This window comes from Mesorhizobium sp. M0045 (genome assembly GCF_040323385.1).
Taxonomy (GTDB): Bacteria; Pseudomonadota; Alphaproteobacteria; order Rhizobiales; family Rhizobiaceae; genus Mesorhizobium.
Genome location: NZ_JAMYUY010000014.1, coordinates 82,632 through 101,378 on the forward strand (window position 1 = coordinate 82,632; position 18,747 = coordinate 101,378).

Sequence of the window (18,747 nt, forward strand, 5' to 3'; positions counted from 1 at the left end):
CCGTGCAAAAGCCCGGCCATGCTGATCATCAACGACCTTTCGCTCCGCATGGCCGGACGCCTGCTTCTCGACCATGCCTCACTGACCTTGCCGGCCGGCAGCAAGGCTGGCCTTGTCGGCCGCAACGGCACCGGCAAGACGACCCTGTTCAAGGCGATCACCGGCGACCTCGCCTCCGAGACCGGCTCGGTCAGCCTGCCCAAAAACACGCGCATCGGCCAGGTCGCGCAGGAAGCGCCGGGCACCGAGGAGCCGCTGATCGAGATCGTGCTCAAGGCCGACCTCGAACGGAGTGCCCTGCTCGAAGAGGAAAAGACGGCGACCGACCCGCACCGCATCGCCGACATCCACATGCGGCTGGCCGATATCGATGCGCACTCGGCCGAGTCACGCGCGGCCACCATTCTCGCCGGCCTCGGCTTCGACGATGCCGCGCAGCGGCGCCCGGCCTCGTCCTTCTCCGGCGGCTGGCGCATGCGCGTCGCGCTGGCCGCGGTGCTGTTTGCCGAGCCCGATCTGCTGCTGCTCGACGAGCCGACCAATTATCTCGACCTCGAAGGCACGCTCTGGCTGGAAAACTACGTGTCGAAATACCCGCATACCGTGCTGCTGATTTCGCACGATCGCGACCTGCTCAACCGCGCCGTCAATTCGATCGTCCATCTCGACCAGAAGAAGCTGACCTTCTGGCGCGGCGGCTACGACCAGTTCGAGCGCCAATACACCGAGCAGCGCGAATTGCAGGAGAAGGGCCGCATCAAGCAGGAAGCCGCGCGCAAGCACATGGAATCCTTCGTCGAGCGCTTCCGCGCCAAAGCATCGAAGGCGAGGCAGGCGCAGTCGCGCATCAAGGCGCTGGAGAAGATGAAGCCGATCGCCGCGATCGTGAACGACACGGTGCGGCCATTCTCCTTTCCGGAGCCGGTGAAGACGGTGGCTTCGCCGATCATTGCGCTCAACAACGTCAACGTCGGCTACACCGAGGGCGACCCGATCCTGAAGAGGATGACGCTGCGCATCGATGCCGACGATCGCATCGCGCTGCTCGGCGCCAACGGCAACGGCAAGTCGACTTTCGCCAAGCTTTTGGCCGGCCGGCTGAAGCCGGAGACCGGCAGCATGACGGTGGCGCCCGGGCTGAAGGTGGCAATCTTCGCCCAGCACCAGCTCGACGACCTCAGGCCCGACGAAAACGCCTATGAGCATGTCCGCCAGCTGATGCCGGATGCGCCGGAATCCAAGGTGCGCGGTCGCGTCGCCCAGTTCGGCCTGACCACCGAAAAGATGAACACCGCCGCCAAGGATCTGTCCGGCGGCGAAAAGGCGCGGCTCCTGATGGGCCTGTCGGCCTTCGAGGGGCCGAACCTTTTCATCCTCGACGAACCGACCAACCATCTCGACATCGACAGCCGTGAATCGCTGATCCATGCGCTGAACGATTTTCCCGGCGCCGTCATACTGATCTCGCATGACCGCCATCTGCTCGAAGCGACCGCCGACCGGCTGTGGCTGGTCAAGGACGGCGCGGTCAATCCGTATGACGGCGATCTCGAGGATTACAAGACGCTGGTCACCGACGTCTCCGGCGAACGCCGCGGCAAGCGCGAGGCGGACAAAGCGTCGAAGGCCGACCGCCGCCGCGATGCAGCCGCGCGCCGCGCTGCCTTCGAGCCGCTGGCCAAGGAAATCCGCGCCACCGAAGCGCTGATGGACCGCCTCCGCAAGCGCATCGACCTGATCGAGGACGAACTCGCCAACCCGGCCGTCTACGAAAAGGACCCCTCGACCGCGACAAGGCTGGCCAAGGAGCGCTCACAACTCGCGCAACAGCTGGCCGGCCACGAGGAAAAATGGCTGTCGATGTCGGCGGAGTATGAGGAAGGCACGGCGGAGTAGGAGAATGTCGGCAAAACTATGGATCGAAGCTGCCAAGGTTTTGGCCGTCAATTCCGAAGCTGTCGTAAAATGCCCTGAGTGTGGAGACGGCAATCTGCTGGTCATCGACGCCGGAGCCGGATCATCGCATGTCGAGCGCCACATACATTGCCCGAAATGCGGCGCCTACAACGCCTTGCTCAAGCGCATTGATGGCGTGTAACTGGCCCTACACGCCACTATCACAACCGGCTAGTTTGCGCCCATGAATCAGCACGCCAAGCTCAAAATCGGCCATTCGGCCTGTCCGCATGATTGCCCGTCGACCTGCGCGCTCGAGGTCGAGCTGCTCGACGCCAGGCGTATCGGCCGCGTCCATGGCGCCAAGGCCAACAGCTATACGGCCGGCGTCATCTGCGCCAAGGTCGCCCGTTACGCCGATCGCGTCCATCATCCCGACCGCCTGCTGAAGCCGCTGGTGCGGGCCGGCGCCAAGGGCGACGGCGCCTGGAAGGACGCGAGCTGGGAGGCAGCGCTCGACCTTGTCGCCGAGAAGTTCATTGCCGCCGAGGCGAAGTACGGGTCGGAGACGGTCTGGCCGTACTACTATGCCGGCACGATGGGGCTGGTGCAGCGCGACGGCATCGAACGGCTGCGCCATGCGAAAAAATATTCCGGCTTCTTCGGTTCGATCTGCACCAATCTGGCCTGGACCGGCTGGATGATGGGCGCCGGCGCGCTGCGCGGTCCCGACCCGCGCGAGATGGGCAAATCCGACTGCGTGGTGATCTGGGGCACCAACGCCGTGGTCACGCAGGTCAACGTCATGACCCACGCCATCAAGGCGCGCAAGGAACGCGGCGCCAAGATCGTCGTCATCGACGTCTACGAAAACGCGACGATGAAACAGGCCGATCTCGGCCTGGTGCTGAAGCCCGGCACCGACGGCGCGCTGGCCTGCGCGGTGATGCACGTGCTGTTTCGTGACGGCATGGCCGACCGCGCCTATCTGGAAAAATACACCGACGATCCGCACGGTCTGGAAGCGCATCTTCAGACAAGGACGCCGCAATGGGCCGCTGACATCACCGGGCTTTCGGTCGCCGAGATCGAAGCCTTCGCCCGTCTCGTCGGCACGACGAAGAAGACCTATTTCCGCCTCGGCTACGGTTTTTCGCGGCAGCGCAACGGTTCGGTCAACATGCATGCCGCGGCCTCGATCGCCGCGGTCATCGGCTGCTGGCAGTATGAGGGAGGCGGCGCCTTCCATTCCAATTCCGGTATCTTCAAGCTCAACCAGGAGCTGCTGGAAGGCACCAAGATGCGCGATCCCTCGATCCGCCATCTCGACCATTCGCGCATCGGCCCGGTGCTGACCGGCGCCAGGGATGCGCTCTATGGCGGTCCACCGGTGACGGCGCTGCTGATCCAGAACACCAATCCGGTGAATGTCGCGCCCGAGCAGCGGCTGGTGAAGCAGGGCTTCCTGCGCGACGACCTCTTCACCTGTGTGCACGAGCAGTTCATGACCGACACGGCAAAGCTCGCCGATGTGGTGCTGCCGGCGACGATGTTTCTCGAGCATGACGACGTCTACAAGGGTGGCGGCAACCAGCACATCACGCTCGGGCCGAAGCTGATCGACCCTCCGGAAGGTCCGCACACCAACCATTTCGTCATCGAGGAGCTCGGCAAAAGGCTCGGTGTCGCCGATCGCCCGGGCTTCGGCATGACCGAGCAGCAGCATATCGATATCATTCTGGGCAAGCGCGGGCTGGGCAGCTTTTCGAGCCTCAAGGACGAAAAATGGATCGACCTGCAGCCGGATTTCGCGGCCGCGCATTTCCTGGACGGCTTCGGCCATGCCGACAAGAAATTCCATTTTCGCGCCAACTGGACGGGGCAGGCGGCGCCCAACCGGCCGCCGAAAAGCATGGGCCTGTTCGGGCCTGTGGAGCAGTTGCCGGAATTTCCCGATCATGTCGACCTGATCGAGGTCGCCGACGAGGCGCATCCGTTCCGGCTGACGACCTCGCCGGCGCGCAATTTCCTCAATTCGACCTTTGCCGAAACGCCGGTGTCGCAGGCAAAAGAGCGCCGGCCGGAGTTGCTCCTGCATCCCGATGATGCGGCGGCACTCGGCCTCGCCGACGGCGGACGTGTCGAAGTCGGCAACCAGCGTGGCGAAGTGGTGCTGCACGCAAAACTGTTCGACGGGATCAAGCGTGGCGTGGTCGTTGCCGAAGGCATCTGGCCGAACAGCGCCCATGAGCGCGGCGAGGGTATCAACGTGCTGACCGGCGCCGATGCGCCGGCGCCCTATGGCGGCGCCGCCTTCCACGACAACAAGGTCTGGCTGCGCCCGGCGGATTGAGCGTCGGAACGATATCTCCATCCGGCCGTTTTCGCGTGGCGGGTGGAGGCATTGTCATGGCAGAAGTGTTGCGGGCGCCGGATCCCATCGGAAGGACATTGTCGTCCGGCGAACTCGTAACCACGATGTCCCACTTTCATCGCGCCGAGATTGCGCGCATGGCTGGGTGGCGCGACCGCCTGGACCGGACGAGCAACTGGGCGATAACCGTTGTCGCGGCGATGCTGTCCGTCTCGCTTTCGACAGCCAGCGCTCACCATGGCGTGCTGCTGTTTGCGATGCTGCTTGTCTTGCTGCTGCTGTGGATAGAGGCCCGCCGATATCGCTTCTTCGACTTCTATCGGGCTCGCGTGCGCCAGTTCGAACGGCACTATTTCGCGCAGATATTCTCGCCGCAGCCGGACTTCGCGTCCGATTGGCTGTTGATCGTCGGCGAGAGCCTGCGCGCGCCGAAATTCCTGATTTCGCAACGCGTGGCTTTGGCGCGCCGCCTGCGTCGCAATTACATCTACATGCTGCTGATTCTGCTGCTGGCCTGGATCCTCAAACTGTCGACCCCCAGTCTTCTGACCGAAGGCGTCCCCATCGGCTTCGTCGGGTCGATGCGTGAGGCCGTCGCCAGTGCTGCGCTGGGTCCAGTTCCTGGTGGCGCCATCGTCGTGCTGGTCGCCGTCCTCTATGCGGGCCTGCTGGTGACAGCCTTTCTGACAGAGAGCGACGACGGCGAACTCTCCTTCGGTGACGTTCACGTCTAGCAACGCAACGCCCTGTCGCGCGTTGTTGGGCACGTGCACTTGGGCGATGGGGGTTTCATGGCTTGGCAGGCTCCGACACGTTCCAGCCTGGCGCTGTTGGTTTGCGCTTTCGTCCCCGCAGGCGCGGCCGGGGCAGCGGAGACGCTTGTTGCCGGGACCAAGGCCTCCGGCATGGGTGGTTCGGGCGAAGGCGCTTTCGTCGCCGAGATCGTGCTTCTGCTGCTTGTCGGGCGCGGCCTGGGCGAAGTGTTGCAGCGCTATGGCCAGCCGGCAATCATGGGCCAACTGATCGGCGGCATCCTGCTCGGTCCTTCGCTGTTCGGCTGGCTATGGCCGTCGGCCCAGCACCTGATCTTTCCCACCGATCCCGCGCAAAAGGGCATGATCGACGCCGTCTCGCAGCTCGGCATCCTGATGCTGCTTTTGCTGACCGGCATGGAGACGGACCTGCGGCTGGTACGCCGGGTTGGCGCGGCCTGTTTTTCCATTTCGGCTACCGGCGTCGTGGTGCCCTTCATCTGCGGTTTCGCGCTGGCGCAGTTCCTGCCGGATGCATTGCTGCCCAACCCGACGCAACGCACCGTTGCCGGGCTGTTCCTGGGCACCGCGCTGTCGATCTCGTCAGTCAAGATCGTCGCCATGGTGGTGCGCGAGATGAACTTCATGCGCCGCAACCTCGGACAGGTGATTATCTCCTCGGCGATCATCGAGGACACGATCGGCTGGCTGGTCATCGCCGTTACCTTCGGCATCGCCACCAATGGCAGGCTGCAGCTCGTACCGCTGGCGACCACCATCGCCGCCGTGGCACTGTTCATGGTGTTCTCCTTCACCATTGGCCGCCGTCTTGTCTTCACCTTGATCCGCTGGACCAACGATCAATTCCGCAGTGAGTTTGCGGTGATCACCATGATCCTTATCATCATGGGCGTCATGGCGCTGATCACCAACATGATAGGCGTCCATACGGTGCTGGGGGCGTTCGTCGCCGGCATCCTTGTCGGGGAATCGCCTATCCTCTCCAGCCATATCGAAGGCCAGCTGCGCGGCGTCATCACCGCGCTGTTCATGCCGATCTTCTTCGGCATGGCGGGGCTTTCCGCCGATCTCACAGTGCTCGCCGACCCGACGCTTGCCATGCTGACGGGCGCACTTGTGGTCATCGCCAGCATCGGCAAGTTCGGCGGCGCATTCATCGGCGCCAAGCTCGCCGCCATGTCGTTCAAGGAAGCAATCGCCGTCGGCAGTGCAATGAACGCGCGCGGCTCGACCGAGGTGATCGTCGCCAGCATCGGCCTGTCGATGAACATCCTGTCGCACAACCTCTTCACCATGATCGTCACCATGGCCGTGATCACCACCTTGGCCATGCCGCCGATGCTGCGCTGGGCGCTCGGCCGGCTGCCGGTTGGGCATGACGAGCAGCAGCGTGTCGAGCGCGAGGCGTTGGACGAATACGGCTTCATTTCCAGGTTGGAGCGGCTGCTGGTGTTGGTCGACGACAGCAGGATCGGCAAGTTCACTGCCTATCTCGCCGGACTGGTCGGTGGAGGCAGCGGCATGCCCACCACCTTGCTTCGCCTGCCCACCACCTTGCTTCAGCCGAAAGACGGCCGAGTTGACAGGCCGACCGACAGCAAGGGACAGGAGCGCGCCCTGCAGGAAATCAAGAAGGGTGCAAAAAAAAGCGCTCAGGCGGTGAAACGGATCGAAGATACGCTTGTCGACAAAGTCCATCTGACGGCCCGCACCGAATTGGAGGCCACGGGTGAGACGATCGCCGAAGAGGCCCGCAAGGGATACGGCCTGTTGCTGGTCGGCCTTGACAATGTGCTGACCGCCGATGGCGCCTTCGCGCCGGCCCTCAACGACATTGCCGCAGGATTTGACGGCCCGCTTTGCCTGGTCCTGAACGGCGGCAATGCTGCCGAAAAGATGCCGACGCTGAAGGCCGGAACCAGCATTCTCGTCCCCGTCAACGGTACCCAGGTGGCGCGTCGCGCCGCCGACTTGGCGCTGGCGCTGGCCCGTCCAAACCGGGCACGGATCAAAGTTCTCTACGTTTCGCAAAAGGCAGCCAAGGGCCGCAGGTCGACATCGGTGTCGCATAGCCGCGAAGAGGCCGTGCTGAAAGACATCGCCGATTTGGCGGGCCGCTACGGCCTGCATATCGACACAGCGTTCCATACCCGCGTCACACCCGACAAGGCCATCACCCGGGAGGCGGCCAACGGCGCGGCGATCGTCGTGATGGGCGTCACCCAACGTCCGGGTGGGGACCTGTTCTTCGGCGAAACCGCCGGCGCTGTTTTGGCCGCCTGCAATTGCCCCGTGGTGCTTCTGGCCAGCGCGCGGCCCAAGCATGACGCCGCTGGCGCTGAGCTGGCGGCGTGATTTTCATGGCGCGCACTGACCCGTCGGTAGACATGTCGATTGAGGCTCTGAAGCGCTGATCAGTCAAACGTAAAGAACTCGAACCGAACGGTTCGGTTCTGTTGACGGAGCGTACAGGAAAGGGTGAACGCCGGCTCCCAGAATGTTCGCCAAGAAAATCACCAATGACCGCGTAACCAATTGACAATAAAGAAGAACAGTGTGGCGGAAGGAGCCGCATGTCGAATTTCAAGCGGCCAATTTGGCGCACCCGAACAAAATTTTCGTGATTGGAAACGACAGGCTTGCCGACCCATCTCGGGGTGGTCCGAGCGACGCGAATTCCTCCCAAAGCACGCCACTTGACGGACAGAACAAAGACTACCGGAGTACCCGAAATGACCAAGATCGCTCTTACCGCCGCCGCCATCCTTGTTGCCACCGGCACTGCTTTTGCCGGCAGCGACCACTATGGCTCGGACAACGTCAACCAGCCGGCCGCTCCTACTGCCAACGTCGACAACACGTTTACCGGCTCGATCCGCAAGCCGGTTACTTCCGAGCATGCTGGTGCCAAGACGACTTCCGAGTCGGTGGCGCCTGAATCCGGCCAAGGCATCTGGGGCCGCTGATTATCACGGCCCCGGAGCACAAAGAGCGGCGGGCTTGGCCCGCCGCTCTTGTTTGGTGCGAAGCGGGTTTGGCCGAAGGTCGGCGGTCCCCCGGCCTGCCAGGCAATCCCTAGCGAAGATCCTTCGGCCAGATGCAGTGCGTCAGCCGGGCGCCGCCGAAGGTGAGACCGGCCCAATCGCCATCGACGTCAAACCGAGCCAGGGCCGCGGTCGGGAATTTATCCGCCAGTTTTTTCAGCGCCGCTTCATCCGATCCAGCCCCGGCAAGACCGCGCGCGAACTCCTCCAACCCGGGATTGTGGCCGAGCAGCAGCAGCGTTCCGGTTCCCGCCTTTACTTGCCGCACCTTGGCGAGGATGTCCGCCGCCGCTGCCTCGTAGAGCGCCTGGGCAAATTTGACCTGCACCTTCGCCGGCAATTCCGCCGAGAGCAGCCGCCACGTGTCGCGGGTGCGCAGCGCCGGCGATACCAGCGCCAGCTCCGGCAGCCAGCCGCGCCGGGCCAGTTCGCGTCCGACCAGCGGCGCTGCCTTCAGCCCGCGCGCGGACAGCGGCCGGTCGAAGTCGATGAGGCCGGGATCGTCCCAACTCGACTTGGCGTGGCGGAGGAGCAGCAGTTGCTTCATGGATTCAAAATAAGGCCGAAACGTCGCGTGCGCCATGCACGACGCGGACGCTCTTGACCATCTCCCCCAGTTACGGGGAAAGCGTCACGCTGACTCTTACGGGGTGATCCGCGCCAGGTGCTCGAGGTCGGTCTCCTCGCGCAGCGGGTCGGGCGCGATCACCACCGACGCGGCGTTGTCGGCATCGTCGGCGAAGCGCGAAAACACCGTGCGGCCGCCTTCCATCCGCGCCTTGCCTTCGGCGACCAGCCCTAGCGCCAGCGGATAGAGTTGGTGCTCGGCCTTGAGCACGCGCGCGGCCAGCGTATCCTCATTGTCGCCGACCATCACCGGCACCGCGGCCTGGGCGATGATCGGCCCATCATCCATGTCGAGCGTGACGAAATGCACCGTGCAGCCATGGATGCGCATGCCTGCGCGGAGCGCCCGCGCATGTGTATCCAGCCCCTTGAAGGCAGGCAGCAGGGCAGGGTGGATATTGACCATGCGGCCCTGCCACTTCTCGACGAAACGCGCGCCGAGAATGCGCATATAGCCGGCCAGCGCGACGATCTCGGCGCCAAAAGAGACAAGGGCCGCGTCGATCGCCCCGTCATGCGCTTCCTTGCTGGCATGGTCCGAGCGCGAAATCACCCTGGTGGCGATGCCGCGCGCCGCGGCGATGCCGAGGCCGGCGGCATTGGCGCGATCGGAGATGACGCCGACGATTTCGGCCGGATAGGCCGGGTTGCTCGCCGCCGCTATCAGCGCCGTCATGTTGGAGCCGCGCCCCGAAATAAGCACTACGGTGCGTTTTCTGGTCATAGGCCGATCGAGCCCCGATAGATGACGCCGGCATCGCGGCGCGGCACGATCTGGCCGATCGGCGTCACCGTCTCGCCGGCCTCCTGCAGAACGGCAGCGACCTGCGCCGCCTGGCCGGAGGCGACGACCAGGATCATGCCGATGCCGCAATTGAAGGTGCGCATCATCTCTTCCGGCGCGACGCCACCAGTCTTGGCCAGCCACGAAAACACCGGCAGCACCTCGATGGCGCCGAGATCGAGCTCGGCCGAAAAATCCTTGGGCAGAACGCGCGGGATGTTTTCGGGAAAGCCGCCGCCGGTGATATGGGCCAGCGCCTTGATGCCATGCGTGTTGCGGATCGCCTTGAGGATCGACTTGACGTAGATGCGCGTCGGCTCGAGCAGCGCCTCGGCCAGCGTCGCCTCGTCATTGAACGGCGCCGGATCGCCCCAGCCAAGGCCGCTTACGGCGACGATGCGGCGGACCAGCGAAAAGCCGTTCGAATGCAGGCCCGATGAGGCAAGGCCGAGCAGCACGTCGCCCTCGACGATGTCGTCTGTCGGCAGCAGCTGGCCGCGTTCGGCGGCACCGACGGCAAAGCCGGCGAGGTCGTAATCCTTGTCGTGATACATGCCGGGCATTTCCGCCGTCTCGCCGCCGATCAGCGCGCAGCCGGCCTGCCGGCAGCCGGCGGCAATGCCGCCGACGATCGAAGCGCCCTGGTCGGGATCGAGCTTGCCGGTGGCAAAATAGTCGAGGAAGAACAGCGGTTCGGCGCCCTGCACGACGATGTCGTTGACGCACATGGCGACGAGGTCGATACCGATCGTGTCATGCTTGCCGGCATCGATGGCAATCTTCAGCTTGGTGCCGACGCCGTCATTGGCGGCGACCAGCACCGGATCGGTAAAGCCGGCTGCCTTGAGATCGAACAGGCCGCCGAAGCCGCCGATCTCGCCATCGGCGCCCGGCCGGCGGGTGGCGCGCACCAGCGGCTTGATCTTCTCGACCATGAGATTGCCGGCGTCGATGTCGACGCCCGCTTCGGCATAGGTGAGCCCGTTCTTGCGCTTGCTCATACTCTTTCCCTGCTTTCTCGGGCTCTTCGCATGAACGGTTTCGGTCCGCAAGGATAACGGCGCTGAAACTGCCGATCTCCCCACTTGAGGGGGAGATGGCCGGCAGGCCAGAGGGGGCGCTGTCCCGCCGACCTGCCGATCGGCACCATTGCGCATCCAGGTCAAACCCCAACCTGGTTCCAGATCAATGAGAAAGCCCTGCTGTCGGCTCAGCTTTATGAGGTAATGCTGGTTGATGGGGCGTTGATCGCAAATTGCGCGGTGAAAGCCCGGATATAAGCCGGCCGTGCTTCCCCGCGCGCTACATAGGCAGCCAAGTTTTGATATTCGTCCAAAATGCCGGACATTCTTAGTCGCAGCAGCACTGACACCATCAATAAATCGCCCGCGCTGAACGTATCATCGAGCCAGTCGGCGACGCCTAAGTGGGCCGAGAGTTTGTCCAGCCGAGCCCGAACACGGTCCTTTACCAACGGCAAGCGCTCCTCGCTCCAAGGCTTGTCACGTTCGAATATTCTTGCCGTCGTTAATTCGAGGATCGGCGGCTCGACGGTGTTAAGTGCGGCAAACATCCACGTGATCGCACGCGCGCGGGCATTGCGATCCTTCGGCAGCAATCCCGTATGCTGCTCAGCAAGGTGAAAGACGATCGAGCCGGTTTCGAACAGCGAGAGAGAACCTTCCTCATAGGTGGGGATCTGGCCGAAGGGATGGATGGCCAGATGGCCAGGCGCCTTCATTTCTGCAAAGGAAACAAGACGAACCTCGTACGGCTGCCCCACTTCTTCGAGCGCCCAGCGAACGCGCGTATCGCGCGCCAGTCCCTTGCCGCCATCGGGCGATCGTTCAAAAGCTGTGATAGTGATTGTCATCGCGTCCGTTTTCCTTGCTCGCGGTCCAGGAAGGTCTGGGCGAATTCTTCGGCTTCCCATCGTGAGACGAATGAGCCTCCCCGAAATCGACATCTGTCTTGACCTATTTCATTTGTCTTGACCTATTTCATTGCTGGCGCCCTCGAGGGGTGATTGGCAGCTTCTGTGTCGCTTCTCACTTGCCGTAACCCTCCTTCTCCATCATGTATCGACAAACAAGAGCGACGGGATATGCGTTTGACCATCCCTAACATGATCACGATCATGCGCTTCGTGCTGGTGCCGGCCGTGGTGCTGGCCATGCTGCAGGAACGCTGGGACTGGGCGTTTGCCGGCTTCCTCATTGCCGGCATTTCCGACGGCGTCGACGGCTTCATCGCCCGCCACTTCAATCAGTTTTCCAGGCTCGGCGCCTATCTCGATCCGATGGCGGACAAGCTGCTGCTGGTCTCGGTTTTCGTGGTCCTGGGCTTCAGCGGCGAACTGCCGCTGTGGCTGGTCGTTACCATGGTATCGCGCGACGCACTGATCGTCTGCGCCGTGCTTTTATCCACCGTCATGGCGCATCCGGTTGAGATGAAGCCGCTCCTGGTGTCGAAGGCCAACACCGCGATTCAGATCGTACTGGCGGCAGTGGTGCTGGGCGAACTGGCCTTCGACATCCGTCTCGATCCGCTGAGGCCGGCCCTCATATTGCTGTCCGGGGTCTTGACCGTGGCTTCGGCCGCGGCCTATCTCGTGGCTTGGCTGAGGCATATGAGCGGCTATGGCGAAGGCTCCACACCCGGCACCTGAACATCGGGCACCTGACGAACGGTCCATCGACGCCGAGGCCGAAGCCGCGGCAGCGGAGGCTGCGGCATCGGCGTCGTTTCGCCGGCAGATCCGCTTCTGGCTGGTCAGCGCCATCATCCTCACCGTCTTCCTTTACGTCTTCAGCGGCATCCTTCTGCCCTTCGTTGCCGGCATGGTGCTCGCCTATTTCCTCGACCCTGTCGCCGACCGGCTGGAGCGTCTCGGCCTGTCCAGGCTGATGGCGACGGTGGTCATCCTCGTCGCCTTTATCGTCGTCCTGGTGCTGGCCGTCGTCATCCTGGTTCCGGTGCTCGCCTCGCAGATGGCTGATTTCGCCAGCAAGCTGCCGGACTATCTGACCCGGCTGCAGAGCCTGATCACCAGCTTCGACCCGAAATGGCTGGAAGAGAAGTTCGGCGTCGACGCCAATGGCCTGCGTGAAGGCTTGAACTCGCTGCTGACCTCCGGCTTCGGCCTCCTGACCACCGTCTTCACCTCGATCTGGAGCTCCGGCGTGGCGCTGGTCTCGGTCGTCAGCCTGTTCGTGGTGACGCCGGTCGTCGCCTTCTACATGCTGCTCGACTGGGACCGCATGGTGGCAATCGTCGACAGCTGGGTGCCACGCGACTATGTCAAGACCGTCAGGGCGATCGCCAGGGATATCAACACGGCAACCGCCGGCTTCGTGCGCGGACAGGGCACGCTGTGCCTGGTGCTGGGCGCCATGTATGCCACCGGCCTGACGTTGACGGGCCTGAATTTCGGCATCCTCATCGGCCTGTTTGCCGGGCTGATCTCGTTCATCCCCTATGTCGGCTCGCTGACCGGCCTGGTGCTGGCCGTCGGCGTCGCCTTCGTCCAGTTCTGGCCGGACTGGACCATGATCGCGGCGGTGGCCGGCGTGTTCTTCGTCGGCCAGTTCATCGAGGGCAATATCCTGCAGCCGCGGTTGGTCGGCAAAAGCGTCGGTCTGCATCCGGTGTGGCTGATGTTCGCGCTGTTTGCCTTCGGCGCGCTGTTCGGCTTCGTCGGCCTGCTGATCGCCGTTCCGGCTTCCGCCGCCGTTGCCGTTCTGGTGCGCTTCGCCATCGCGCGCTATCTCGAATCGCCGCTCTACAAGGGCCATGCCGACGAGCCGGTGCCGCCGCTGCAGGTGCGCCGCCGCGGGGGCGCGCGCGGTTGAGCCAGATGCCGGACAAGATCGATCCGCCGCGCCAATTGCCGCTCGATCTAGGCCACGGCACCGGCTATTCGCGCGACGAGCTTGTCGTTTCCAGCACCAACAGCCAGGCGGCGGCGCTTGTCGACCGCTGGCCGGACTGGCCGTCGCCGGTTGTCGTGCTGGCCGGGCCGGCCGGCTCGGGAAAAACCCATCTGGCCTCGATCTGGCGGACCCGCGCCGACGCGGTCAAAGTGGAGGCCGGCCGCATCGGCGACTGCATCGAAAATCTCGGCGCGCATCCGGCCCTGATCGACGATGTCGATGCCGGCCCGGTCGACGAGCACGGTCTGTTCCACCTGATCAATGCGGTGCGCGGCGCCGGCTCGACCTTACTGTTGACGGCGCGCCGGTTTCCCTCCGCCTGGGGCATCGGGCTGCCCGACCTGGTGTCGCGGCTGAAGGCGGCGGCTACCGTCGAGATCCACGAGCCCGACGACCTCTTGCTGGCCGGCGTCATCACAAAGCTGTTCGCCGATCGGCAGGTCGAGGTCGAGCCGCATGTCGTGCAATATCTGGTGCGCCGCATCGAACGCTCGCTGGCCACCGCAATGCGGGTGGTCGAGCGGCTCGACCGCACCGCGCTCGAGCGCAAGACGCCGATCACGCGAGCGCTCGCCGCCGAGACCGTCGGTGCCATGGACGAAGGGCAGGGCGAGTTCGAGATTTAGAGGATTCCAGTTCAGCCGCCGTCCCATTTTGGGAAAAAAGCCTGGCATCTGTCTTGCAAGAGAGAGCTTGCCGGCTAATCCCGGTCCTGATTGCGTATCAAATCAGGTAGTAGGCTCGCCGGGATGGAGTGGTTGGGGTTCTCGCCCGGCGAGCTTGCCGTCAGTTGCATCTGGTAGCGCCATTGCGCGGCGGCCAGGTCTCAACTTTCACCTCCTGCAATCGCGGCTCGTTCCACGCCAAAGCGCCGGCGATAATCGCCGGGCACCAGGCCGGTTATCCTGGCGAATACCTTGCGGAAGGAGCCGGGATCGTCGTAGCCGACCTCCCAGGCGATCTGGTCGATCGATCGCATCGTGGTTTCCAGCATCTCGCGCGCCTTGCCGACCCGCAGGTGCTGACAATATTCGGTCGGCCTGAGGCCAGTGGCGTTGCGGAAGCGTCGCAGAAAGGTCCGCTCCTCCAGCCCCGCATGCTCGGCCATGGCGCCAAGCGTCACGTCGCGCGCGCCGTTCGCCTGCAGCCAATGCTGCACCTTGAGGATCGCTTCGTCGTCATGGGTCAATCGCGGCGCAAACGGGCTGTAAAAACGTTGCTCGCGGCCCGGTGGATCGACCAGCATGAAACGCGCCGTGTCCATCATTACGGGTGACCCGAGCACCCTGTCCACCAGCTTCAGGCCGAGATCGGTCCAGGCCATGTAGCCGCCGGCGGTAATGATATCGCCATCGTCGATGACCAGCCTGTCGGCGTCGAGCAGGATATCAGGAAAGCGTAGCGCCAGCGCGTCGCGATAAGCCCAGTGCGTCGTCGCGGCGCGACCGGACAACAGGCCGGTCTCGGCAAGCACGAAGGCGCCGGCGCAGACCGAACCGAGCGTCGCGCCTGCCGTGTGGCGATCCCTGAGCCAGCCGGCATAGGGCGCGGCTGCTTCCCGAGCGATCGGATCCCCCAACGTCGGCGGGAGGATAACCATGGCTGGTTCATTGTCGGCGCCGGGCTCGCTGTCGAAGCTGCGGACTACGGTGTGGCCCGCGTCCTCCAATTGCCAATGACTGACGCGAAGCCTCGCCGCGTCCGGCGACCGCTCGACAGCCAGCCGGTTTGCCAGCATGAAAAGATCGGTCAGGCCGAGCACGGCTGCTTCCTGCACGCCGGGATACAAGACGAGGCCGATTTCGATCAGATCACGCGCAGCCGTCATTTGTCAGTTTTGCCACGTTGAATGTCCGTTTTGCCAATGCTCACCCTGACCGCACTGTTATAACTTTTCCAGCTGAGGGGGCTAAAAGCTTCCCTGTTACCCCCAACTTTTCCATCAAGGAGTAGGACGATGAGCACATTCACCACCCATGACGGCACCGAGATTTTCTACAAGGATTGGGGCAAGGGCCAGCCGATCGTGTTCCATCACGGCTGGCCGCTGAGCTCAGACGACTGGGACAACCAGATGCTGTTCTTCCTCGAAAAGGGCTACCGCGTCATCGCACATGACCGCCGCGGCCACGGCCGCTCGTCGCAGACCGCGACCGGCAATGAGATGGACACCTACGCCGCCGATGTGGCGGCGCTGGCGGCGCATCTCGATCTCAGGGATGCGATCCACATCGGCCACTCGACCGGTGGCGGCGAGGTGGCGCGTTACGTCGCGCTTTATGGCGGCGGCGGCCGTGTTGCCAAGGCGGTGCTGATCGGCGCCGTGCCGCCGATTATGGTCAAGACCGACAGCAACCCCGGCGGCTTGCCGATCGAAGTCTTCGACGGCTTTCGCGCCGCCCTGGCCGCTAACCGCGCCCAGTTCTACAGGGATGTGCCGGCCGGCCCGTTTTATGGCTTCAACCGCGAGGGCGCCAAGGTCTCGCAAGGCGCCGTCGACAATTGGTGGCGCCAGGGCATGATGGGTGGGGCCAAGGCCCATTACGACTGCATCAAGGCCTTTTCCGAGACCGACTTCACCGACGATCTAAGGAAGCTCGACGTGCCCGTGCTGATTATGCACGGCGACGACGACCAGATCGTGCCGATCGCCGATTCCGCGCTGCTTGCGATCAAGCTGGTGAAGCATGGCACGCTCAAGGTCTACAAGGGCCTGCCGCACGGCATGTGCACCACCCATCCGGAGATCATCAATCCGGATCTGCTGGCCTTCATCCAGGGCTGACGGCTTGGGTATCGGACGGGCAGCGCAGGCTCGTGCTGTCCGTCCGCTCGAGCGTGATCCGCTTGCGCTGCCGATGAGATTCGCTGTGAGGAATGGTCGGAGTGGAGAGATTCGAACTCCCGACCCTCTGGTCCCAAACCAGATGCGCTACCAGGCTGCGCTACACTCCGAACGGTCTGTTGCCTAGTGATTTCAGCCCACCAAAGCAAGCGTAAAAAGCCATCGGCCTTGCTGCCGGCGGCATTGCGCAGTAATGACGGGCTAGTGCATGGCCAGAGAACAGTAATCTGGTGTCGGGGTCGTGCGCTTGCAACCAGCAATGAGGTGATCATGTCAGCCCGCATTTTCAGCCCAGCCAAAACCGCGATGCAGTCCGGCAAGGCCAAGACCGGCCATTGGGTGCTGGAATTCGATCCGGAGCAGCGCAAGAAGATCGATCCGCTGATGGGCTACACCACGTCCGGCGACATGCGAAGCCAGATCAGGCTGACCTTCGACACAAGAGAAGAGGCGGTCGCCTATGCCGAGAAGGAAGGCCTGGCTTTCCGCGTCGAGGAGCCGAAGGAAATCAAGCGCCGCCAGATTTCCTATGCGGAGAATTTCCGCTATGACCGCAGGACGCCCTGGACGCATTGATCCCATACCGGCCCTGCCGGCACAATCCGCCGGTCATGCGGCCGGCCAGCGGTCCCGTAGCTCAGCTGGATAGAGCACCGGCCTTCTAAGCCGATGGTCACAGGTTCGAATCCTGTCGGGATCGCCAATATTTTAGGGTACGGCCCAGAGCCTTGAACGGGTCTTCATCTATGATTGCTGATCCTTGCAGTCCTTGTTCGGCTGACATGGCCGGAGAGATTACGTCCCCCAAGGAACGACGCTGCAAGCAAGTACCTGGCGTATCTCTCATTGTCTGATCTGTCGCTACGTTAGCACGTTCGAATGGATGGCGGAGCCTGCGCAAGGCTCGCTGGTCCGGGTGAGATCAGTTTGCAATCCAGCGCTCCAGACGCTCTCACATTATTGCAACCGACGCCTACTTCTACGAGGTTGAGCAGCCGAACGAACTATCCGAGACGATCGGAGAAAACCGTTTCAGTGTTTGTCGTATTCGCCATTCATTCGTTGCGGGTAATGCCCTTTTCTCCTTAGCGCTTGTCGTCGAATGACAGGAGCGTGTCATCATAAACCGCAACGAGGTTTGCGGAGCGCTATAGAGTGAGTATCAACAAAAGGATGCTGCTTATGACCCTTCTCCAATTCGCCTACGCAATGCTCGCCGTCTCGTATATTGTCGCCGTGGTGGCGCTAGGGGTGGGGCATTGAATGGATGACAGTCAAAATATCAGAGCTGCGAAGCCTGAAGAGCGCTTCGCCTCAGCGTTTGATAATGCGAAACGTCTGTCCGATTTCATCGGAATGATCGTCCGCATGTCATTCGTTCTGTTTGGCACCCTTTACTTCATCCACAAGGGACAGGAAGTGCCTGCTCCGTTCAATGTGATTTTCTTTTTATGTGCAATTGTTTTCGGACTTTTGGCAGCCAAAATGCTGGTATTTCTCAACCAGATAATGGCCAGATATATCGGTGAAAAGTACCTACTCGCAAATAGCGTGGCCCATATGGTTCTACTGATCATAGTACTTTCGGTCTTGATGGCGGTATTTTCGATCGGCTTTGGGATGTTCCTTATGGAAAGTGCCCAGGCCCTCCTGAAGAAGTGAAAGAGGCATATGTTCGAACTCCGCTTCGGTAGCCCATCAGAGCCGTCTCCTGCTGTGGAGCCGGGTCATCTGCTCGATTATCTGACGATCGGTGCGAACGTCATCGGCTCGATCGCTTGGCCTGTCGCTATCGTGGTTGTAGTTTTTGTGTTTCGAAAGCCGCTCGTTCGCCTTGTTGGGCGTGTGAGAGCCGTGAGTGGTCCTGGCGGTGTTGGTGCGACCTTTGGCGAGCAATTGGAAGAAGCAAAGGAGATCGCGCAGGATGTCCCGTCTTTCGCGCAGGTTGCCCCGGCGGAAGAAACGAAAAATGATCCCTTCTTGGAACTAGCGCAGAAGTTCCCCGAGGCCGCGATCTTGAACGCATATCAGGAATTGGAAAAGCAATTTGTGGACTCAAAGACTGGAAGGCGATGGCCAATTCCGCCAGTATATATGTTTCGCGGGCTAGAGATCGAGAATGTCAACGGCGAGGACATTGCAGACCTCTTTGTGAAAATTCGAAACACTCGAAATGCAGCCGTTCACTCACGGCAACCAATCACAGTTGGAGAAGCATTGGAGTTTCGGAAGCTGGTACAGACCCTCATTGCCGTGATTACGCCGTTTCTTCCTCAACTCCAAACCTGGCAGCGAGAACGCGATGAATCGAGGCCGAGATCTGTTGACTATCGCATTAGGCCGTACCCGAGTACATCTTAGGTTGGATCACATCGTCGATTGGCATTTATAGCTTTAGCTTTGTATGCATTACGCGGCTGCCCGTGCCTTATCGTGACTACTTCCTGTTGCACAAATTTCAAGCTGCGGAGC

Annotated in this window: 18 protein-coding genes and 2 tRNA genes; 14 read left to right on the forward strand and 6 right to left on the reverse strand. The window is 62.4% G+C overall.

Annotated elements, in window-relative coordinates; all coding sequences use genetic code 11:
• Nucleotides 1-18: 18 nt before the first annotated feature.
• The 6 genes from NKJ72_RS21420 to NKJ72_RS21445 all read left to right on the forward strand — a co-directional run bounded on the left by NKJ72_RS21420 (nt 19) and on the right by NKJ72_RS21445 (nt 8,009).
• Nucleotides 19-1,896 (forward strand): ABC-F family ATP-binding cassette domain-containing protein, encoded by a 1,878-nt coding sequence (locus NKJ72_RS21420; protein ID WP_352479268.1) that lies wholly within the window; start codon nt 19-21, stop codon nt 1,894-1,896.
• Between the two features lie 4 nt (nt 1,897-1,900).
• The gene (locus tag NKJ72_RS21425) at nt 1,901-2,098 is read left to right on the forward strand and encodes a hypothetical protein (protein WP_254820273.1); all 198 of its coding nucleotides are present in this window, start codon (nt 1,901-1,903) and stop codon (nt 2,096-2,098) included.
• A 42-nt stretch (nt 2,099-2,140) separates the two neighbouring features.
• Nucleotides 2,141-4,249, forward strand: coding sequence for a molybdopterin-containing oxidoreductase family protein (locus tag NKJ72_RS21430; protein WP_352479269.1), 2,109 nt, complete (start codon nt 2,141-2,143; stop codon nt 4,247-4,249).
• Nucleotides 4,250-4,305: 56 nt separating this feature from the next.
• Nucleotides 4,306-5,004 (forward strand): DUF2270 domain-containing protein, encoded by a 699-nt coding sequence (locus NKJ72_RS21435; protein WP_352479270.1) that lies wholly within the window; start codon nt 4,306-4,308, stop codon nt 5,002-5,004.
• Nucleotides 5,005-5,175: 171 nt separating this feature from the next.
• Nucleotides 5,176-7,398, forward strand: coding sequence for a cation:proton antiporter domain-containing protein (locus NKJ72_RS21440; RefSeq protein ID WP_502901882.1), 2,223 nt, complete (start codon nt 5,176-5,178; stop codon nt 7,396-7,398).
• A 377-nt stretch (nt 7,399-7,775) separates the two neighbouring features.
• Nucleotides 7,776-8,009 carry a DUF680 domain-containing protein gene (locus NKJ72_RS21445; protein ID WP_352479272.1) on the forward strand — a complete coding sequence of 78 codons (234 nt, stop codon included), beginning with the start codon at nt 7,776-7,778 and terminating at the stop codon, nt 8,007-8,009.
• Nucleotides 8,010-8,118: 109 nt separating this feature from the next.
• Here the strand turns inward: NKJ72_RS21445 and NKJ72_RS21450 are convergent, their stop codons facing one another.
• From NKJ72_RS21450 to NKJ72_RS21465, 4 genes are all read right to left on the reverse strand, one after another.
• Nucleotides 8,119-8,634: a SixA phosphatase family protein gene (locus NKJ72_RS21450; protein ID WP_352479273.1), complete on the reverse strand. Its 516-nt coding sequence runs from the start codon at nt 8,632-8,634 to the stop codon at nt 8,119-8,121.
• 96 nt (nt 8,635-8,730) lie between these two features.
• Nucleotides 8,731-9,438: a phosphoribosylglycinamide formyltransferase gene (gene purN, locus NKJ72_RS21455; protein ID WP_352479274.1), complete on the reverse strand. Its 708-nt coding sequence runs from the start codon at nt 9,436-9,438 to the stop codon at nt 8,731-8,733.
• Nucleotides 9,435-10,499, reverse strand: coding sequence for a phosphoribosylformylglycinamidine cyclo-ligase (gene purM / locus NKJ72_RS21460; RefSeq protein ID WP_352479275.1), 1,065 nt, complete (start codon nt 10,497-10,499; stop codon nt 9,435-9,437). Before purM ends, purN begins: the two co-directional genes overlap by 4 nt.
• Before the next feature lie 215 nt (nt 10,500-10,714).
• Nucleotides 10,715-11,371 (reverse strand): glutathione S-transferase family protein, encoded by a 657-nt coding sequence (locus NKJ72_RS21465; protein ID WP_254820264.1) that lies wholly within the window; start codon nt 11,369-11,371, stop codon nt 10,715-10,717.
• Between the two features lie 237 nt (nt 11,372-11,608).
• On the opposite strand from NKJ72_RS21465, the gene NKJ72_RS21470 reads away from it, so the two are divergent.
• From NKJ72_RS21470 to hdaA, 3 genes are read left to right on the forward strand one after another with little or no spacing between them, the layout of a single operon-like run.
• Nucleotides 11,609-12,166 carry a CDP-alcohol phosphatidyltransferase family protein gene (locus NKJ72_RS21470; protein WP_023677645.1) on the forward strand — a complete coding sequence of 186 codons (558 nt, stop codon included), beginning with the start codon at nt 11,609-11,611 and terminating at the stop codon, nt 12,164-12,166.
• Nucleotides 12,138-13,349, forward strand: a complete 1,212-nt coding sequence (locus NKJ72_RS21475; RefSeq protein WP_352479276.1) for an AI-2E family transporter — start codon at nt 12,138-12,140, stop codon at nt 13,347-13,349. The genes NKJ72_RS21470 and NKJ72_RS21475 overlap by 29 nt, the downstream gene beginning before the upstream one ends.
• Nucleotides 13,350-13,354: 5 nt before the next feature.
• Complete coding sequence (hdaA, locus tag NKJ72_RS21480) at nt 13,355-14,056, forward strand: DnaA regulatory inactivator HdaA (protein ID WP_352479327.1); 702 nt, start codon at nt 13,355-13,357, stop codon at nt 14,054-14,056.
• Between the two features lie 200 nt (nt 14,057-14,256).
• On the opposite strand, the gene NKJ72_RS21485 is transcribed toward hdaA, so the two are convergent.
• Nucleotides 14,257-15,258: a GlxA family transcriptional regulator gene (locus NKJ72_RS21485; RefSeq protein WP_352479277.1), complete on the reverse strand. Its 1,002-nt coding sequence runs from the start codon at nt 15,256-15,258 to the stop codon at nt 14,257-14,259.
• Nucleotides 15,259-15,387: 129 nt separating this feature from the next.
• On the opposite strand from NKJ72_RS21485, the gene NKJ72_RS21490 reads away from it, so the two are divergent.
• The gene (locus tag NKJ72_RS21490; RefSeq protein ID WP_352479278.1) at nt 15,388-16,215 is read left to right on the forward strand and encodes an alpha/beta fold hydrolase; all 828 of its coding nucleotides are present in this window, start codon (nt 15,388-15,390) and stop codon (nt 16,213-16,215) included.
• Nucleotides 16,216-16,308: 93 nt separating this feature from the next.
• Here NKJ72_RS21490 and NKJ72_RS21495 read toward each other — a convergent pair.
• Nucleotides 16,309-16,385: transfer RNA gene (locus NKJ72_RS21495), tRNA-Pro, on the reverse strand.
• 160 nt (nt 16,386-16,545) lie between these two features.
• Here NKJ72_RS21495 and NKJ72_RS21500 point away from each other — a divergent pair.
• The 4 genes from NKJ72_RS21500 to NKJ72_RS21515 all read left to right on the forward strand — a co-directional run bounded on the left by NKJ72_RS21500 (nt 16,546) and on the right by NKJ72_RS21515 (nt 18,636).
• Entirely contained in the window at nt 16,546-16,851 is a 306-nt protein-coding gene (locus NKJ72_RS21500; protein ID WP_352479279.1) for an ETC complex I subunit, read from the forward strand.
• A 50-nt stretch (nt 16,852-16,901) separates the two neighbouring features.
• A tRNA-Arg gene (locus NKJ72_RS21505) sits at nt 16,902-16,978 on the forward strand.
• Nucleotides 16,979-17,538: 560 nt separating this feature from the next.
• Nucleotides 17,539-17,937 (forward strand): hypothetical protein, encoded by a 399-nt coding sequence (locus NKJ72_RS21510; protein WP_352479280.1) that lies wholly within the window; start codon nt 17,539-17,541, stop codon nt 17,935-17,937.
• Between the two features lie 9 nt (nt 17,938-17,946).
• Nucleotides 17,947-18,636 (forward strand): hypothetical protein, encoded by a 690-nt coding sequence (locus NKJ72_RS21515; RefSeq protein WP_352479281.1) that lies wholly within the window; start codon nt 17,947-17,949, stop codon nt 18,634-18,636.
• The last annotated feature ends 111 nt before the right edge of the window (nt 18,637-18,747 follow it).

What these genes read in the sequence shown, in the direction of transcription:
- NKJ72_RS21445 (WP_352479272.1), top strand. Translation starts at nt 7,776, where the DNA reads ATGACCAAGATCGCTCTTACCGCCGCCGCCATCCTTGTTGCCACCGGC.
- NKJ72_RS21420 (WP_352479268.1), top strand. Translation starts at nt 19, where the DNA reads ATGCTGATCATCAACGACCTTTCGCTCCGCATGGCCGGACGCCTGCTT.
- purM (WP_352479275.1), bottom strand. Translation starts at nt 10,499, where the DNA reads ATGAGCAAGCGCAAGAACGGGCTCACCTATGCCGAAGCGGGCGTCGAC.
- NKJ72_RS21475 (WP_352479276.1), top strand. Translation starts at nt 12,138, where the DNA reads ATGGCGAAGGCTCCACACCCGGCACCTGAACATCGGGCACCTGACGAA.
- NKJ72_RS21510 (WP_352479280.1), top strand. Translation starts at nt 17,539, where the DNA reads ATGGATGACAGTCAAAATATCAGAGCTGCGAAGCCTGAAGAGCGCTTC.
- NKJ72_RS21435 (WP_352479270.1), top strand. Translation starts at nt 4,306, where the DNA reads ATGGCAGAAGTGTTGCGGGCGCCGGATCCCATCGGAAGGACATTGTCG.
- NKJ72_RS21465 (WP_254820264.1), bottom strand. Translation starts at nt 11,371, where the DNA reads ATGACAATCACTATCACAGCTTTTGAACGATCGCCCGATGGCGGCAAG.
- NKJ72_RS21500 (WP_352479279.1), top strand. Translation starts at nt 16,546, where the DNA reads ATGTCAGCCCGCATTTTCAGCCCAGCCAAAACCGCGATGCAGTCCGGC.
- NKJ72_RS21490 (WP_352479278.1), top strand. Translation starts at nt 15,388, where the DNA reads ATGAGCACATTCACCACCCATGACGGCACCGAGATTTTCTACAAGGAT.
- hdaA (WP_352479327.1), top strand. Translation starts at nt 13,355, where the DNA reads ATGCCGGACAAGATCGATCCGCCGCGCCAATTGCCGCTCGATCTAGGC.
- purN (WP_352479274.1), bottom strand. Translation starts at nt 9,438, where the DNA reads ATGACCAGAAAACGCACCGTAGTGCTTATTTCGGGGCGCGGCTCCAAC.
- NKJ72_RS21515 (WP_352479281.1), top strand. Translation starts at nt 17,947, where the DNA reads ATGTTCGAACTCCGCTTCGGTAGCCCATCAGAGCCGTCTCCTGCTGTG.
- NKJ72_RS21425 (WP_254820273.1), top strand. Translation starts at nt 1,901, where the DNA reads ATGTCGGCAAAACTATGGATCGAAGCTGCCAAGGTTTTGGCCGTCAAT.
- NKJ72_RS21485 (WP_352479277.1), bottom strand. Translation starts at nt 15,258, where the DNA reads ATGACGGCTGCGCGTGATCTGATCGAAATCGGCCTCGTCTTGTATCCC.
- NKJ72_RS21450 (WP_352479273.1), bottom strand. Translation starts at nt 8,634, where the DNA reads ATGAAGCAACTGCTGCTCCTCCGCCACGCCAAGTCGAGTTGGGACGAT.
- NKJ72_RS21430 (WP_352479269.1), top strand. Translation starts at nt 2,141, where the DNA reads ATGAATCAGCACGCCAAGCTCAAAATCGGCCATTCGGCCTGTCCGCAT.
- NKJ72_RS21440 (WP_502901882.1), top strand. Translation starts at nt 5,176, where the DNA reads ATGGGTGGTTCGGGCGAAGGCGCTTTCGTCGCCGAGATCGTGCTTCTG.